The organism is Zoogloea sp. 1C4 (assembly GCF_009469605.1).
GTDB classification, from domain to species: Bacteria; Pseudomonadota; Gammaproteobacteria; order Burkholderiales; family Rhodocyclaceae; genus Zoogloea; species Zoogloea oryzae.
In genome coordinates this window covers 203,289-219,042 of sequence record NZ_SSXU01000007.1, presented here as the reverse complement: position 1 = coordinate 219,042, position 15,754 = coordinate 203,289, and the positions used below count along the sequence as shown (strand labels likewise).

Here is a 15,754-nt window from a genome sequence, read left to right as displayed (position 1 = left end):
CGAAAGTTCAAGTCATTACCTTCGCCACGAGGCAATTCACGGAATTTTTGGCGCGCTCACGCTCCCGCCGGCGTTCTTCGCCAGCAGCACCGCGGCCACCAGCCGACGGGCGGCGAGGTCGTTGGCGGTGCGGCGGGCGGCGAGATGGGTGGCCTGGGCGGTGACGACGTTGAGGTAGCTCACGGTGCCGGCGCGGTACTGGTTCTCGGCGATGGTCTCCGCCTCGGCAGCGGCGGCCACGGCGGCGGCCTGTTCGGCGGCAGCGGCTTCGAGGTAGCGGGCGGCGGCGAGGTTGTCCTCGACCTCCTGGAAGGCCACCAGCACGGTCTGGCGGTAGGTGGCGACGGCCTGTTCCCAGCTGGCCTGGGCCTGGCCGACGGCGGCCTTCTTGGCGCCGGCGTCGAAGATCGTCGCGGCCAGCGTAGGGCCGAGGGACCAATATCGGCTGGGGGCGGTGATGAGGTCGGCGATGTCGGAGCGGCGGAAGCCCGCCGACGCGGTGAGGCCCAGCACCGGGAAGCGCGCGGCCTGGGCGGCGCCGATGGCGGCGTTGGCGGCAGCGACGCGGCGCTCGGCCGCGGCGATGTCGGGTCGGCGCTCCAGCAGCGTCGACGGCAGCGTGACCGGCACGCTGGCCGTGGGCAGCGGGCCATCCACCGGGGCGATGGCGAAATCCGCCGGGGCCTTGCCCACCAGCACCGCGATGGCGTGTTCAAACTGGCTGCGCGACAGGGCCGCGTCCAGCGCCGAGGCGCGGGCGCTGCGGAGCGTGCTTTCGGCCTGGACCACGTCGGCTTTGCCCGCCACGCCGGCGGCGTAGCGGTTCTGGGTGAGCTTGAGGGAGCGCTCGTAGGCGGTCACGGCCGCGTCGAGGAGCTGCTTCTGGCGGTCCGCCGCGCGCAGCTGGAAGTAGCTCTGGGCGAGGCTGGCATGGGCCGACAGGCGCGCGGCGGCGAGGTCGGCCTCGCTGGCGGTGGCGCGCAGGTCGGCGGCCTCGACGTTGCGGGCGATACGGCCCCACACGTCGGCCTCCCAGCTGGCGGTGGCACCGAGGTTGAAGCTGTTGCGGGGCGGCGCGCTGCCGGCGGCGTCGGTGGCCGCCGAGGTGGCCGAGCGGGTCGCGCCGGCAGTGGCGTTGATGGTCGGGAACCAGCTCGCCCGGGCCGCGTCGGCCAGGGCCTGGGCCTGGCGGAACTGGGCTTCAGCGGCGCGCAGATTCTGATTGGAGACCTCCACCTGGGCCTGCAGCGCATCGAGCACCGGATCGCCGAAGGCGGTCCACCAGGTGTCGCCGCTGGCCGGGCTCTGGGGCGTGGCGGGCTTCCAGTCGCCGGCTTCCTTGAAGGCGGCGGGGGTGTCGACGGTCGGGCGGACATAGTCGGGGCCGATGGTGCAGGCCGACAGGCACATCGTAGCAGCGATAGCCAGCGCCTTCTGTAGGTTGACCTGTAGGTCGGACTTCAGTCCGACAACACCGCCTGATCGACCCGCGCATGTCGGACTAAAGTCCGACCTACAGGTTGACCTGCCGGGGCTGGGGGGACATTCGACAACCAGGTGTTTCATGTTCAGCGTGCTCCATCCAGCGCGGGCTGTGCCACGGCGCCGGTTTCGTATTTTTTCGTTCCCCGGGCGAACCGGCTCAGCGCCACGAACACCACCGGCGTGGTGTACAGGGTGAGGATCTGGCTCAGGATCAGGCCGCCGACGATGGCGATGCCCAGGGGCTGACGCAGCTCGGCGCCATCGCCCGCACCGATGGCCAGCGGGATCGCCCCGAACAGCGCGGCCAGGGTGGTCATCAGGATCGGCCGGAAGCGCAGCACGCAGGCCCGGTGGATGGCGTTGCGGGCGCTGGCGCCTTCTCGGCGCATCAGCTCGATGGCCACGTCGATCATCATGATGGCGTTCTTCTTGACGATGCCGATGAGCAGGATCACCCCGATCATCGCGATGAGGCTGAACTCCATGTCCACCGCCATCAGCGCCAGCAGCGCGCCAACGCCTGCCGAGGGCAGGGTCGACAGAATGGTGATCGGATGGATCAGGCTCTCGTACAAAATGCCCAGCACGATGTAGATGGTGACGAGGGCGGCGAGGATCAGCAGCGGCTGGGTGCTCATGGATTTCTGGAAGGCGCCGGCCGAGCCCTCGAAGCTGGTGCGGATGCCCACCGGCACGCCGATCCTGGCCAGCGCGTCGTTGATCGCCGCCGTGGCGGTGCCGATGGAGCCGCCCTCGGGCAGCGAGAAGCTGATCGTCGAGGCCGCCGAGCCGCCCTGGTGATTGACCGACAGGGGCGCCAGGGTGGTCTCGAAGCGGGCGATGGCCGACAGGGGCACCAGCCCGCCGGTGGGCGAAACCAGGGTGAGCTGGGCGAGGGAGTCCGGCCCCTGCAGGTAGCTCGGCATCGCCTCCATCACCACCCGGTACTGGTTGAGCGGGTTGTAGATGGTGGACACCTGGCGCTGGCCGTAGGCGTTGTTGAGGGCCGTGGTGACGGCGCGCATGGTCAGCCCCTGGCGGGCCACGGCGTCCCGGTCGATGACCACGCTGGTCTGGGGGCCGGCGTCCTGCTGGTCGGTGGACACATCCACGATCTCGTCGAGCCGGCTCATGGCGTTGCGGATGCGCGGCTCCCAGATGCGCAGCTCGTCGAGGCTGTCGGACTGCAGGGTGAATTGATAGGCCGAGTTGCTGGAGCGCCCGCCGATCCGGATGTCCTGCACCGGGCTCAGGTAGAGGTTGGCGCCGGGCACCTTGGCGAGCTTCTTGCGCAGCCGGCCCACCACCGCGTCGGCCGATTCCTTGCGCTCGCCGATGGGCTTGAGGGTGATGAACATCGAACCGTAGTTGCGCTGGCTGCCGCCGGTGAAGCCGGTGACGTTATCCACCGCCGGATCGGCGCCGACGATGGCGAGGAAGCTGTCCATCTTGGCCTTCATGGCCTGGAAGGAGATCGCCTGGTCAGCCTCGACGAAGCCCCGCAGGCGGCCGGTGTCCTGTTGCGGAAAGAAGCCCTTGGGGATGGTGTTGTAGAGGTAAACGTTGAAGCCGATGGTGGCGGCAAGCACCAGCAGCACCGGCCAGCGATGATCCAGCGCCCAGCCGAGCGTGCGCCGGTAGCCCGCCACCAGCGCATCGAGCACGCCGCCGACGACGCGGTCGAAGCGGCTGCGGGGCGCGTCCTCGGCCGGGCGCGGACGCAGCAGGCGGGCGCACATCATCGGTGTGGCGGTGAGCGACACCACCATCGACACCAGGATCGCCGCCGACAGCGTCACCGCAAACTCCCGGAACAGCCGCCCCACCAGCCCGCCCATGGCGAGGATGGGGATGAAGGCGGCGATCAGCGACAGGCTCATGGACACCACCGTGAAGCCGATTTCCCGCGCCCCCTTGAGCGCCGCCCGGCGAGGCGACATGCCCTCGTCCACGTGGCGGGCGATGTTCTCCAGCACCACGATGGCGTCGTCCACCACAAAGCCGGTGGCGATGGTGAGCGCCATCAGCGACAGGTTGTCGAGGCTGTAGCCGGCCAGGTACATCACCGCGAAGGTGCCGATCAGCGACACCGGCACCACCACGCTGGGGATCACCGTGGCGCGGGCGCTGCGCAGGAACAGGAAGACCACCATCACCACCAGCGCCACCGAGATCGCCAGGGTGCGCTCCACCTCCTTCAGCGAGCCGCGGATGGTGGGCGTGCGGTCCATCACCACGGTGAGGTCGATGGCCGGCGAGATGCTGGCCGACAGGCGCGGCAGCAACTCATTGACCCGATCCACCGTCTCGATGATGTTGGCGCCGGGCTGGCGGTTGATCATCAGCAGCACCGCCGGGCGGCCGTTGGCGTAGCCGTAGTTGCGGTCGTTCTCGACCCCGTCGCGCACCCGCGCCACGTCGGCGAGGCGCACCGCGGCGCCGTTCTTCCACGAAACGATGAGGGGCTTGTAATCCTCGGCGGTGCGCGCCTGATCGTTGGCGCCCACCTGCCAGGCATGACGCTCGTCCTCCAGCACACCCTTGGGCCGGTTGGCGTTGGCACCGACGATGGCGGTGCGCACGTCATCCAGGTTGAGCCCGTTGCCGGCGAGGCGATCCGGGTCGAGCTCGACACGCACCGCCGGCAGCGAACTGCCGCCGATGCTCACCTGCCCCACACCGTCTACCTGCGCCAGCCGCTGGGCCAGCACGGTGGACGCCGCATCGTAGAGCTGCCCTTGCGACATGGTGGCCGACGTGAGCGCCAGGATGATGATCGGCGTGTCGGCCGGGTTCACCTTGCGATAGGTGGGGTTGCTGGGCAGGCTGGTGGGCAGCTGGCTGCGCGCCGCGTTGATGGCGGCCTGCACCTCCCGGGCGGCGCCGTCGATGCTGCGGGAGAGGTCGAACTGCAGCGTCACCCGGGTGGAGCCGAGGGTGCTGGTGGAGGTCATCTCCGTCACCCCGGCGATCTGCCCGAAGATCCGCTCCAGCGGCCCGGCCACGGTGGACGCCATCACCTCCGGACTCGCCCCGGGCAGGCTGGCAGAGACCGAGATGGTCGGGTATTCCACCTGCGGCAGCGGCGCCACCGGCAGCAGGCGGAAGGCGATCGCACCCGCCAGCGCGATGGCCAGCGTGAGCAGCGTGGTGGCGACGGGGCGGAAGATGAAAAGGCGGGAGAGGTTCATGGGGTGGTCCCCATTGTTGCCCCCCGGCGGGCGGGCCCGCTGACCTGTAGGTCGGACTTTAGTCCGACACGCCACGCCATCCCCCACGACGGATGTCGGACTGAAGTCCGACCTACAGGGAGTGCCTTCGGTTGGCAGGGATTGGCATCGGGTGGTCGACGGCTGCCGGCTGACGTTTGTCTGTGATGCTTCACCCAGCAGGGATTGGCCGGGGAATTCGCCCCCGGCGGGCGACTTACTTCTTTGCTTCGCCAAAGAAGTAAGCAAGAAAGGCGACCCGGCTTCACCGGTCGTCCGCGTTGCGGACGACTCCCCTGCGCTGCTCGCAACGGGCGGCCGGCGCAGAACTCGCCCTGCGGGCTCAAACAGCTGCGCCGGACTTCCCCGCCCGTTGCTGTGCGGATCAAAGGTTCAGACGGGCCATTGCCGGGCACCGTGCCTTTACGGAGGCGATCGTTGCGATCGAACGCACGGGAACGACGTGCTTTTCTCCACCCGTTCAATTCCGACGACAGCCCCAGCCAAGGCTCGGTGATTCCGAAAAGCCCGTCTGATCCGCCGAGCAGCACAGCAGCAGGCGGGGCTTTCCGGGGTCGCTGTTTGAGCCCGAAGGGCGAGTTCGCGACACCGGCCGCCTGTTGCGAGCAGCGCAGGGGAGTCGGCCGAAGGCCGACCGGTGAAGCCGGGTCGCCTTCTTTGCCTACTTTCTTGGCGAAGCAAGAAAGTAGGTCGCCCGCCGGGGCGAGTCCCGGCCGAACCCTACTGAAACAACCACCAAAAGCAAACGCCAGCGACCCGCAATCGATCAGGCGCGGCGCATCACTGCACTCAAAACGCAGCAACGGGCCGCGATGTCGGACTGAAGTCCGACCTACAAGGGCATCGCCCTCCCTAATGCAGTCATTCACTCCATCAACGCACCAAACAACTCCACCACCGCTGCTTTTAGCAGCAACGATGCAGTTCTCTCCTCCACTCACGCACCTGATAAGTGCATGAATGCTGCTATTTGCAGCAAAGGCCGAGTTATTTTCTGCATCGATGCAGTTCCGAACTCCGCGATTGATGCTTTTTGCAGCAACATCGCACAAAAAAGCATCAATCGCGGAGCGCAGAACTGCATCACGCCAGCCCGAAGCTCCGCTCACGCTGCGCCCTCCCCCTTCACCCGCCGCGCGAGGCGGTCGAAGGCCAGGTAGATCACCGGCGTGGTGAATAACGTCAACACCTGGCTCACCAGCAGCCCGCCGACCAGGGTGATGCCCAGGGGCTGGCGGAGTTCGGAGCCGACGCCGTTGCCCAGCATCAGCGGCAGCGCGCCCAGGAGCGCCGCGAGGGTCGTCATCAGGATCGGCCGGAAGCGCAGCAGGCAGGCCTGGAAGATCGCCTCGCGGGGGCCGAGGCCGCTGCTCCGCTGCGCATCCAGTGCAAAGTCGATCATCATGATCGCGTTCTTCTTGACGATGCCGATGAGGAGCACGATGCCGATGATCCCCACGATGCCCAGCTCGGTGCGGGCCACCAGCAGGGCCAGCAAGGCGCCGACACCGGCCGAGGGCAGCGTGGAAAGAATCGTCACCGGGTGGATGTAGCTCTCGTAGAGCACACCCAGCACGATGTACATGGTCACCACCGCGGCGAGGATCAACAGCAGCGTGCTGGTGAGGGACGACTGGAAGGCCAGCGCGGCGCCCTGGAAGTGGGTCTCGATGCTCACCGGCATCCCCAGCCCGGCCTCGGCGGCGCGGATCGCGTCCACCGCGTCACCCAGCGCGGCGCCGGGGGCGAGGTTGAACGACAGCGTTGCCGCCGGGAACTGCCCCAGGTGATTCACCGCCAGGGTGGCCGGGCGCTCGCTCACCTTGACCACCGACGACAAGGGCACCTGCACGCCGCCGGTGCCGGCCACGTAGAGCTTGGCGATGGCGTCCGGCGTGCCGCGGAACTCGGGCTTCACCTCCAGCACCACCCGGTACTGGGTGGTCTGGGTGAAGATCGTCGACACCAGCCGCTGGCCGTAGGCGTTGTAGAGAGCGTTGTCGATGGCGGCGGTGCTCACCCCCAGCCGGGCGGCGCTGGCCCGGTCGATCTCGATCCACGCCTGCAGGCCGTTGTCCTGCAGGTCCGAGGCCACGTCGGCGAGCTGGGGCAGGTCGCGCATGCGTTCGAGCAGCTTCGGCACCCATTCGGAGAGCAGCGCGGCATCCGGCGCCATCATCGAGAACTGGTACTGGGTGCGGCTCACCCGATCCTCGATGGACAGATCCTGCACCGGCTGCATGTAGAGGGTGATGCCGGCGACCTTCTGCAGCGCCGGCTGCAGGCGGCGGATCACCGCGCTGGCGCTGGCGTCGCGCTCGCCGCGGGGCTTGAGGCTGATGAGCAGGCGCCCGCTGTTGAGGGTGGCGTTGGTGCCATCCACGCCGATGAAGGACGACAGGCCGGCCACCGCCGGGTCTTTCAGCACCACCTCGGCCACCGCCTGCTGGCGCTCGGCCATGGCGCCGAAGGAGATCGACTGGTCGGCCTCGGTGATGCCCTGGATCGCGCCGGTGTCCTGCACCGGAAAGAAGCCTTTGGGCACCAGGACGTAGAGCAGCACGGTGAGCGCCAGGGTGCCCACCGCGACGATCAAGGTGAGCCCCTGCCGCGCCAGCACCCATTCGAGCATCACTCCGTAGCGGGCGATCACCCGGTCGAAGAAGTCGCCCATCGTCTTGTAGAACCAGCCCTGCTCGCCCTCGGGCACGTGGCGCAGCAGCCGCGCGCACATCATCGGCGTGAGGGTGAGGGACACTACCGCCGAGATGAGGATGGCGATGGCCATGGTGATGGCGAACTCCCGGAACAGCCGGCCCACCACATCCGCCATGAAGAGCAGCGGGATGAGCACCGCGATCAGCGAGAAGGTGAGCGAGATGATGGTGAAGCCGATCTGCTTCGCGCCCTTCAGCGCCGCTTCCATCGGCGATTCGCCCTCCTCCACGTAGCGGGCGATGTTCTCGATCATCACGATGGCGTCGTCCACCACGAAGCCGGTGGAGATGGTGAGCGCCATCAGGGTGAGGTTGTTGAGGCTGAAGCCGGCGAGGTACATCACCCCGAAGGTGCCGACGATGGACAGGGGCACCGCCACGCTGGGGATGATGGTGGCCGGCACGCTGCGCAGGAACAGGAAGATCACCATCACCACCAGCGCCACCGCCAGCACCAGCTCGATCTGCACGTCGTGCACCGAGGCGCGGATGGTGGTGGTGCGGTCGTTGATGACCCGCACGTCCAGCGACGCAGGCAGGCTGGCGGTCATCTGCGGCAGCAGCGCCGTCACCTTGTCGGCCACCTCGATCACGTTGGCGCCGGGCTGGCGCTGCACGTTGATGATCACCGCGTCCTGGCGGTCGGCCCAGGCGGCGAGGCGCAGGTTCTCGGCGCCATCGACGAGGGTGGCCACGTCGGAAAGGCGGATCGGGTTGCCGTTTTTGTAGGCGACGATCAGCTTCGCGTATTCATCCGCCGAGCGCAGCTGGTCGTTGGCGTCGATGGTGGAGGCGCGCTGGGGGCCGTCGAAGCTGCCCTTGGCCTGGGTGACGTTGGCGTTGGCGATGGCCGTGCGGATGTCCTCCAGCCCCAGCCCGTAGGCCGCGGCGGCGGTCGGATTGACCTGCACCCGCACCGCCGGGCGGCGTCCGCCGGCGATGCTCACCAGGCCCACGCCGGGCACCTGGGCGATCTTCTGGGCGAGGCGGCTTTCCACCAGATCATGGATGCGGGTGATCGGCAGACTGGGCGAACTCACCGCCAGGGTGAGGATGGGCGCGTCGGCCGGATTGACCTTGCTATAGGTGGGCGGCGCGGGCAGATCGGTGGGCAGCAGGTTCGAGGCCGCGTTGATCGCCGCCTGTACCTGCTGCTCGGCCACGTCCAGCCCCATCGACAGGGTGAAGCGCAGGGTGATGACCGACGCCCCGCCCGAGCTGCTGGACGACATCTCGTCCAGCCCCGGCATCTGCCCAAACTGGCGTTCCAGCGGCGCGGTGATGGCCGAGGTCATCACATCCGGGCTGGCGCCGGGGTACAGCGTCTTGACCTGGATGGTGGGGTAATCCACCTCGGGCAGCGCCGAGATCGGCAGCAGCCGGTAGGCCACCAGGCCCGCCAGCAGGATCGCCACCATCAGCAGCGACGTGGCCACCGGGCGCAGGATGAAGAGACGGGAGGGGTTCATGTCTCGCGCCCCCGCTCAGCGCCGTCACACCGAAAAACATCAAGGCCCTGTAGGTCGGACTTCAGTCCGACACACCCTGCCTGACCAACCCGTGATGTCGGACTGAAGTCCGACCTACAGGACGGGGACGGACGACGGAAGCTACCCCAGCAGGCCACCGGGCGCAGGATGAAGAGGCGGGAGGGGTTCATGCCGCGCCCCCACTCGGCGCCGTCACACCGAAAAACATCAAGGCCCTGTAGGTCGGACTTCAGTCCGACAAACCCTGCCCGATCAACCCGCGTTGTCGGACTGAAGTCCGACCTACAGGACGGGGACGGGCGACGGAGGCCGCCCTGGCAGGCCATCGCCGTGTCGATCTGGCTGACCATCCGCTCAATGCCCCGGCCGGCCGCCGCCATTGCCGCGCTTTTTCTCGCGGCCCGGCGCATCCACCACCTTCGGGTCGATGGCTTCCACCATCGCGCCGTCCTTCAGCTTGTCGAGGCCATCCACCACCACCTTGTCGCCGGCAGCGAGGCCATCTTCAACCACCGCCACGCCGGCATCGGTGGCGCCGAGCTTGACCGGCACCGCGGCCACCTTGCCGCCTTCGCCCAGGCGATACACGAAGCGCCCCTTGGCGCCCTGCTGGAGCGCGGCGGTGGGCACCGCCACCACGCCAGTGAGCGTGTCGAGCAGCAGGCGCACGTTGACGAACTGGTTGGGGAACAGGCTGCCGTCCTTGTTGGCGAACTCGGCCTTCAGCTTGACGGTGCCGGTGGTGGTGTCGATGAGGCTATCCACCGCCAGCAGTTTGCCTTCGGCGAGGCGCTGTTTCATGTCCCGGTCCCACGCTTCCACCCCCAGCCCGGCGCCGGACTTCACCCGCGCCATGATGGCCGGCAGGCGGTCTTCCGGCACCGCAAAGACGGCGGTGATCGGGGTGACCTGGGCGATGGTGACGAGGCCGTTGGTGTCGGAGGCCTTGACCATGTTGCCCGGGTCGACCGTTCGCAGGCCCGCGCGCCCGGCGATCGGCGCCTTGATGGTGGTGTAGGAGAGCTGCAGCTCGGCGCTCTTCACCGCGGCTTCATCGGCCTGCACGGTGCCCTGGTACTGGCGCACCAGCGCCTCCTGGGTATCCACCTGCTGCTTGGCGATGGAATCCTGGGCGAGCAGGCCGCGGTAGCGGTCGAGGTCGATCTTGGCGTTCTTCAGCAGTGCGGCGTCCCGGGCGAGGGTGCCACGGGCCTGCTCCAGCGCGGCCTTGAAGGGCTCCGGGTCGATCAGGGCGAGCACCTCGCCGGCCTTCACCGGCTGGCCTTCGGTAAATTTGACCGCCAGCAGCGGGCCATCCACCCGCGCGCGCACCACCACCTGGTTGCGCGGCACCACGCTGCCCAGCGCCGGCACCACCACGCGCACGTCGCGGGTGGTGATGGTCTCCAGCGTCACCGGGATCGGCCTGTCACCGCGCCCGCCGGGGCCCCCACGACGGGCTTCCGAAGGCTTGCCGCCGCCCTCCCCTTCGGGCGCGGGCCGGTGGGTGGCATACCACCCGCCGGCCGCGATCACGGCCAGCCCCACGAGGTAGGGCCAGATCCGACGTTTCCGGGGGGGCGATACGGATGACGAAGAAGGAGACGAAGCGTTTGAAGGGCTGGACATGGAGACTTTTTCCGGAACGCGCCCGGCCAACTGGAAACCGCCGGGAAGACCCGGCAGGGGCCGGGCAATAGCAGCAGGCAATGCTACACGATGCGACTGTTAAAGCACGTCAAGGCTGGCGTGGGTAGTGGGTAGTGGGTAGTGGGTAGTGGGTAGTGGGTAGTGGGTAGTGGGTAGTGGGTAGTGGGTAGTGGGAGACTGTCATTGTTTGGCGGGGGTTCCGGGGGTGGCGCTTGAAAGCGGGCGCTGGCGCGCTACCATTGGGCTGAATGGCTCTCGCCGGCGCCGCTTCGCGCGTGGTGGGCCCTTCGCTCAGGAGATCACCATGAAAACCCTCAAGCACAGCCTTGCGCTGGCCGCCGCCAGCCTGTTGATGAGCAGCATCGCCTGGGCCCAGCCCGGACCGGGAATGGGTGGTGGGATGGGCGGCGGAATGGGCCCGGGCGCCGGCCCGGCCAATCGCCCCTGCGCTGCCGCCGGGCAGGCCCAGGGCTCGCCCCAGTGCAACTGGCGAGCCAACCGTCGCAACACCCCGGGGATGGCGCTGATGACGCCCGAGGAGCGCAGCGCCCACCGGGATCGCATGCGCGGCATGCAGTCCCGCGAGGAATGCCTCGCATACGTCGCCGAACACCACGCCCAGATGATGGAGCGGGCCAAGGCCAAGGGCCAGACCCTGCCCGAACCGCGCAACCGGATGTGCGAGCGCCTTCCGTCCGCCCGCTGACTTCGCCCACCCCGCCCGTACGCCGTTGACCACAAACACCTTCGACCACGCCCGGGCGGCCTTCCTCGCCGCCGGGCAGACCCTGCGCAACGAGCGCCGGGATTTTCCCGAATGGCACCTGGGCCGCCCGCACTACGCCCTGTGGGCGGTGGACGTGGACCTGCCCGACGTACGCCAGGCCGTGGCCGGGGCCGAGGCCCATCTGGATGGGCTGCTCCTCGACGGCTACCGCCGCCAGCCCCACATCACCCTGGCCCTGTGCGGCTTTCCGACGGCTGAACCGCGGCACCCGGACGACTACAGCCCCGCTCGCCTCGCGGCCCAGGTGGCCGCGCTGACCGCCGGCGCACCGGCGCCCTTCGCGCTGACCATCGGCGCGCTGGCGAGCTTCAGCTCGGCGCCCTTCCTGTCGGTAGCCGACCCCGCCGGCGGCATCCGCCACCTGCGCCGCGCCCTGGCCGGCGACCAGGACGAGCCCGGCGGCCCCTACACGCCCCATGTCACCGTAGGCCTCTACGCCGGCACCTGGCCGACCGCCCACATTCTGCCCCGGCTCGATGCCTTTGCCGCGCCCGCCCTCGTCTGCCGTGTCGAGCGCATCAGCCTGATGCACTACGCGGCGCCCGAGATCGGCGGCGCGTTCGCCACCCTGGCGAGCTACGACCTCACCCGGCGCCAGCTCGACTGGCACCAGCGCCCCACCGGCTGGCCCGACACCGACTGAAATCTGGCGAGGCGCTGTAAGAATCCAGCGCCGGCTCCGACCAATCCGACATGCACGCCCGCATGTCACCCGGAGCCCGCCATGAACCGCCTCACCCACCTCCCCCGCTTCGTTACCGCCCTCGCCTGCCTGCTGGCGCCGCTGGCCGCCCAAGCCCTGGAGATCCAGCCCTACTCGGCCGACGCCCTCGCCGCCGCCCAATCGGCCGGCAAGCCGGTGGCCGTGCACTTCCACGCCCCGTGGTGCCCCACCTGTCGCGCCCAGGCCAAGGTTTTTGACGGCCTCAAGCCGGACGCGAGCCTGCCTCTGCCGCTGCTGGTGGCCGACTACGACAGCGAGCGCGCCCTCCGGCAAAAACTCGGCGTGCGCACCCAATCCACCTTGATCGTCTGGCGCGGTGCGAAGGAAACGGCAAGGCTGGCCGGCGAGACCGATGCCGACCGCCTGCGCGCCGCCCTGCGCTCGGCCGTCTCCCCGGCCCAGTGAGGGCGCGATGATGGACGCCGCCCTCTCCCTGCCCCAGCTGGGGCTCAGCCTCCTCGCCGGCAGCCTGACGACCCTCTCGCCCTGCGTCTTTCCGGTGTTGCCCCTGGTGGTCGGCGGCGCGATGCAGGCCAACCGGCTGGCGCCGCTGGCGATGGGGGCCGGCATGGCCGCATCGTTTGCCGCGATCGGCCTCGTGGTCGGTGCCCTGGGCCCGGCACTGGGGATTGATCCCGACAGCGTGCGGACCTTTGGCGCCGTGCTGCTGATCGCCTTTGCGCTGGTGATGCTGGTGCCGGCCCTGGGCGAACGCTTCAGCCAGCTGCTGTTGCCCGTGGCCTCGTCGGCCAATGCGGCGTCGAGCCGGCTCGACGGCGGTTCCCTCGGCGGCGCGCTGCTGCTGGGCGGCGTGCTCGGGCTGGTGTGGAGCCCCTGCTCCGGCCCGCTGCTGGCCTCGGCGCTGACGCTGGTGGCGAGCGAAGGCGGCGCCGGCCGCGGGGCGCTGATCCTCGGGGTGTTCGGCCTTGGGGCGGCCACGCCGCTGGTGGCAGTGGCCTACGCGTCCCGGGCCAGCCTCGCCCGCGCCCGGGGCTGGGTGCTCACCCGAGGCGACGGCATGAAGAAGGCCTTCGGCGTGCTGATCGGCCTCGCCGGCGTCGCCATCCTCACCGGCGCCGACAAATGGCTGGAAGCTCGGGTGATCGACGTGTTGCCGGAAGGCTGGCTGCGCCTCACCACGCTGTTCTGAGCAGTGCCGGGTCGCGCCTGCAGGCGGGGCTGGCCTACAATGGCTGATTACCTGCAACACCAGAGAATCAGGACTTCGCGATGACCCGAATCGCCCGCCGCATGGCCGACATCCAGCCCTTCCACGTGATGGAGATCCTCAAGCGCGCCCACGCCCTGGCCGCCGAAGGCCGCGACATCATCCACCTGGAGGTCGGCGAGCCGGACTTTCCCAGCCCGGCCCCGATCGTCGAGGCCGGCCGCCGCTTTCTGACCAGCGGCCACGTGCATTACACGCCGGCCCTGGGCCTCACCGCGCTCCGCGAAGCCATCGCCCGCTTCTACCACGACCGCCTCGGGGCCGACGTGGCGCCCGAGCGCATCATCGTCACCCCCGGCGCCTCCGGCGCGCTGATGCTGGCCCTGGGCGTGCTCACCGATCCGGGCGACGAATGGCTGCTGCCCGACCCGGGCTACCCGTCCAACCGCCATCTGGTGCGCAGCTTTGAAGGCAAGCCGGTGGCACTGCCGGTGGATGCGACGACCCGCTTCCAGCCCACGCCGGCCCACGTCGCCGCAGCCTGGACGCCCAATACCCGCGGGCTGATGGTGGCCTCGCCGGCCAACCCCACCGGCACGCTGCTGGAGCTGGACGAGATCGTCGCCCTGCGCGACACCGTGGCGGCCCGCGGTGGCGTGCTGATCGTGGACGAGATCTATCAGGGCCTGAACTACGGCGTCGAGGCGAGCACCGCCCTCAGCCGGGCTGATGACGTGTTCGTGGTGAACAGCTTTTCGAAGTATTTCGGGATGACCGGCTGGCGGCTTGGCTGGATGGTGGTGCCCGAAGGCTACGTGCGGGACATCGAGAAACTCGCCCAGCACTTCTTCATCTCGCCGTCGACACCGGCCCAGCACGCCGCGCTGGCGGCATTCGAGCCGGGCACGCTGGAGATCCTGGAAGCCCGTCGCCATGCCTTTGCCGACCGCCGCAATGCGCTGTTGCCTGCGCTACGGGAGATCGGTTTCAGATTTGCGACGGAGCCCCAGGGTGCCTTCTATCTCTACGCCGACATCTCCGACATCGCCGCCAGCAGCGAGGAACTCGCCCAGCGGCTCATCGAGGAAGCCGGCGTGGCCACCACCCCGGGCATCGACTTTGGGGACAACGCGCCAGAGCGTCACCTGCGCATTGCCTACACCACCGACGAAGCCCGGCTGGTAGAAGCCGCCGAACGCATCCGCCGCGTGCTGTAGGCAGCGGCGGGCACATCACCCCTCCGGCGCCTGTTGCGGGGGCGCGGAGGGGGATCGGCAGAAAGGAAGAGACACGCGCCTGCCTGACGGCAGGCTGCAAAACAACGGATCAGACGCCGAAGAACTTGCCGCCACGGGCGGCCTGGCTCAGGGCGGCCTTCACCGCCATCACCTTGTTGGCGTAGGGCGCGGTGGGATCGCTGGATCCGTTGTACTGCTGGAGGGCCCGCTCAACCGAGCCCGTGCTCTGGATGTACTCCTTGAGCACCAGGGCGCCGACGCGGATGTTGGTATCCGGATCGAACATCGCGCTCTTGTCGGACTTGACGTCGATCTTGTCCGGATGCCACTTGGGGATGACCTGCATCAGGCCCTGAGCCCCCATCGGGCTTTCGGCAAAGGGGTTGAAGCGCGACTCGATGGCCATCACGGCCACCAGCAACAGCGGGTCGACACCCACACTACGGCCGGTCTGCTGGGCCGAGGCCAGCAGCGGCTCGACGGCAACCGCGGAGACCTGATAGCGCTTGGCGATGTAGGTCTTGACGCGCTGCAGATCGGGGCTGAGCTTGGGCGACGTGGTGTCTGCGACTTCCACGACTTCCGGCTCGATCTCTTCAACGGCGGCCACGGTGGCAGGACCACCGGTAAGACTGCCGAGGGAAAGACCCTGAACGCCATGATTGGCGATCCGCGAGGCGACAAAAAGAGTGACGATAAGGCCAGCGACGAGCAAACCGCCGTGGGCGAAGTGAAGCATGAATGAAGCCGCGTGACGTGCGTACTTCGCGATACGAGTTGCGAACATGGGCTCTCCTTTCTGTGGCCACAGTCAGGCAAGCGCACACGAAAGATCGATCCCGAAAAAACCGGGAAGCGATGCTCCGCTTGTATCACCCGACAGCCCTCGAAAAGCAGGGCCGGGTTCAACTCGTCAGCCAAAAAACCGGCCGACGGCACTCGAAAGACTAGGTCGCCAGGGGTTGATCCAAACACGCTGGTGCAACCAGGCAGCGTGCCAAAAATGACGCTGAAACCAGACCAGGGTTCTGGTCAGTGACCGGCTTGGGATGCCCGGCCATGCGGCGGTTTCGGCGCCGACGTTTAACAAAAAACGACTCAAAAAAATGTGTGCTGCATTGCACACACAACGCATTGTATTGATTCGACTGGGTTTTGTCAATCCCGGGGTATTCACACTGTTCTGGAGAGCATTCCAAAAGCATCATCCGGATCGCAGCGTCCATGCGCCTTTCGCCCACCGGACCCGGGAAAAACCAGTCACC

Annotated in this window: 10 protein-coding genes; 5 read left to right on the top strand and 5 right to left on the bottom strand. The window is 68.4% G+C overall.

Annotated elements, in window-relative coordinates:
- Positions 1-36: 36 nt before the first annotated feature.
- The 4 genes from GH681_RS11290 to GH681_RS11275 form a co-directional block, all read right to left on the bottom strand.
- Positions 37-1,410: an efflux transporter outer membrane subunit gene (locus GH681_RS11290; protein WP_228111876.1), complete on the bottom strand. Its 1,374-nt coding sequence runs from the start codon at positions 1,408-1,410 to the stop codon at positions 37-39.
- Between the two features lie 158 nt (positions 1,411-1,568).
- Entirely contained in the window at positions 1,569-4,676 is a 3,108-nt protein-coding gene (locus tag GH681_RS11285) for a multidrug efflux RND transporter permease subunit (protein ID WP_153161567.1), read from the bottom strand.
- A gap of 1,144 nt (positions 4,677-5,820) precedes the next feature.
- Entirely contained in the window at positions 5,821-8,901 is a 3,081-nt protein-coding gene (locus GH681_RS11280) for an MdtB/MuxB family multidrug efflux RND transporter permease subunit (RefSeq protein WP_153161566.1), read from the bottom strand.
- A 375-nt stretch (positions 8,902-9,276) separates the two neighbouring features.
- Positions 9,277-10,551, bottom strand: a complete 1,275-nt coding sequence (locus tag GH681_RS11275) for an MdtA/MuxA family multidrug efflux RND transporter periplasmic adaptor subunit (RefSeq protein ID WP_153161565.1) — start codon at positions 10,549-10,551, stop codon at positions 9,277-9,279.
- A gap of 325 nt (positions 10,552-10,876) precedes the next feature.
- On the opposite strand from GH681_RS11275, the gene GH681_RS11270 reads away from it, so the two are divergent.
- The 5 genes from GH681_RS11270 to GH681_RS11250 all read left to right on the top strand — a co-directional run bounded on the left by GH681_RS11270 (position 10,877) and on the right by GH681_RS11250 (position 14,468).
- Positions 10,877-11,278 (top strand): hypothetical protein, encoded by a 402-nt coding sequence (locus GH681_RS11270; protein ID WP_153161564.1) that lies wholly within the window; start codon positions 10,877-10,879, stop codon positions 11,276-11,278.
- A 25-nt stretch (positions 11,279-11,303) separates the two neighbouring features.
- On the top strand, positions 11,304-12,002 hold the full coding sequence (locus GH681_RS11265) for a 2'-5' RNA ligase family protein (RefSeq protein ID WP_153161563.1): 699 nt from the start codon (positions 11,304-11,306) through the stop codon (positions 12,000-12,002).
- An 81-nt stretch (positions 12,003-12,083) separates the two neighbouring features.
- Positions 12,084-12,488 carry a thioredoxin family protein gene (locus GH681_RS11260; RefSeq protein WP_153161562.1) on the top strand — a complete coding sequence of 135 codons (405 nt, stop codon included), beginning with the start codon at positions 12,084-12,086 and terminating at the stop codon, positions 12,486-12,488.
- Between the two features lie 7 nt (positions 12,489-12,495).
- On the top strand, positions 12,496-13,233 hold the full coding sequence (locus tag GH681_RS11255; protein ID WP_228111875.1) for a cytochrome c biogenesis CcdA family protein: 738 nt from the start codon (positions 12,496-12,498) through the stop codon (positions 13,231-13,233).
- Positions 13,234-13,313: 80 nt separating this feature from the next.
- Positions 13,314-14,468, top strand: a complete 1,155-nt coding sequence (locus tag GH681_RS11250; protein ID WP_153161561.1) for a pyridoxal phosphate-dependent aminotransferase — start codon at positions 13,314-13,316, stop codon at positions 14,466-14,468.
- 109 nt (positions 14,469-14,577) lie between these two features.
- On the opposite strand, the gene GH681_RS11245 is transcribed toward GH681_RS11250, so the two are convergent.
- Positions 14,578-15,276, bottom strand: coding sequence for a lytic transglycosylase domain-containing protein (locus GH681_RS11245; protein WP_153161560.1), 699 nt, complete (start codon positions 15,274-15,276; stop codon positions 14,578-14,580).
- Positions 15,277-15,754: the final 478 nt, after the last annotated feature.

Excerpts from the sequence above, each read along its gene's own strand:
- GH681_RS11255 (WP_228111875.1), top strand. The coding sequence starts at position 12,496 with ATGATGGACGCCGCCCTCTCCCTGCCCCAGCTGGGGCTCAGCCTCCTC.
- GH681_RS11285 (WP_153161567.1), bottom strand. The coding sequence starts at position 4,676 with ATGAACCTCTCCCGCCTTTTCATCTTCCGCCCCGTCGCCACCACGCTG.
- GH681_RS11260 (WP_153161562.1), top strand. The coding sequence starts at position 12,084 with ATGAACCGCCTCACCCACCTCCCCCGCTTCGTTACCGCCCTCGCCTGC.
- GH681_RS11290 (WP_228111876.1), bottom strand. The coding sequence starts at position 1,410 with ATGTGCCTGTCGGCCTGCACCATCGGCCCCGACTATGTCCGCCCGACC.
- GH681_RS11280 (WP_153161566.1), bottom strand. The coding sequence starts at position 8,901 with ATGAACCCCTCCCGTCTCTTCATCCTGCGCCCGGTGGCCACGTCGCTG.
- GH681_RS11275 (WP_153161565.1), bottom strand. The coding sequence starts at position 10,551 with ATGTCCAGCCCTTCAAACGCTTCGTCTCCTTCTTCGTCATCCGTATCG.
- GH681_RS11245 (WP_153161560.1), bottom strand. The coding sequence starts at position 15,276 with ATGTTCGCAACTCGTATCGCGAAGTACGCACGTCACGCGGCTTCATTC.
- GH681_RS11270 (WP_153161564.1), top strand. The coding sequence starts at position 10,877 with ATGAAAACCCTCAAGCACAGCCTTGCGCTGGCCGCCGCCAGCCTGTTG.
- GH681_RS11250 (WP_153161561.1), top strand. The coding sequence starts at position 13,314 with ATGACCCGAATCGCCCGCCGCATGGCCGACATCCAGCCCTTCCACGTG.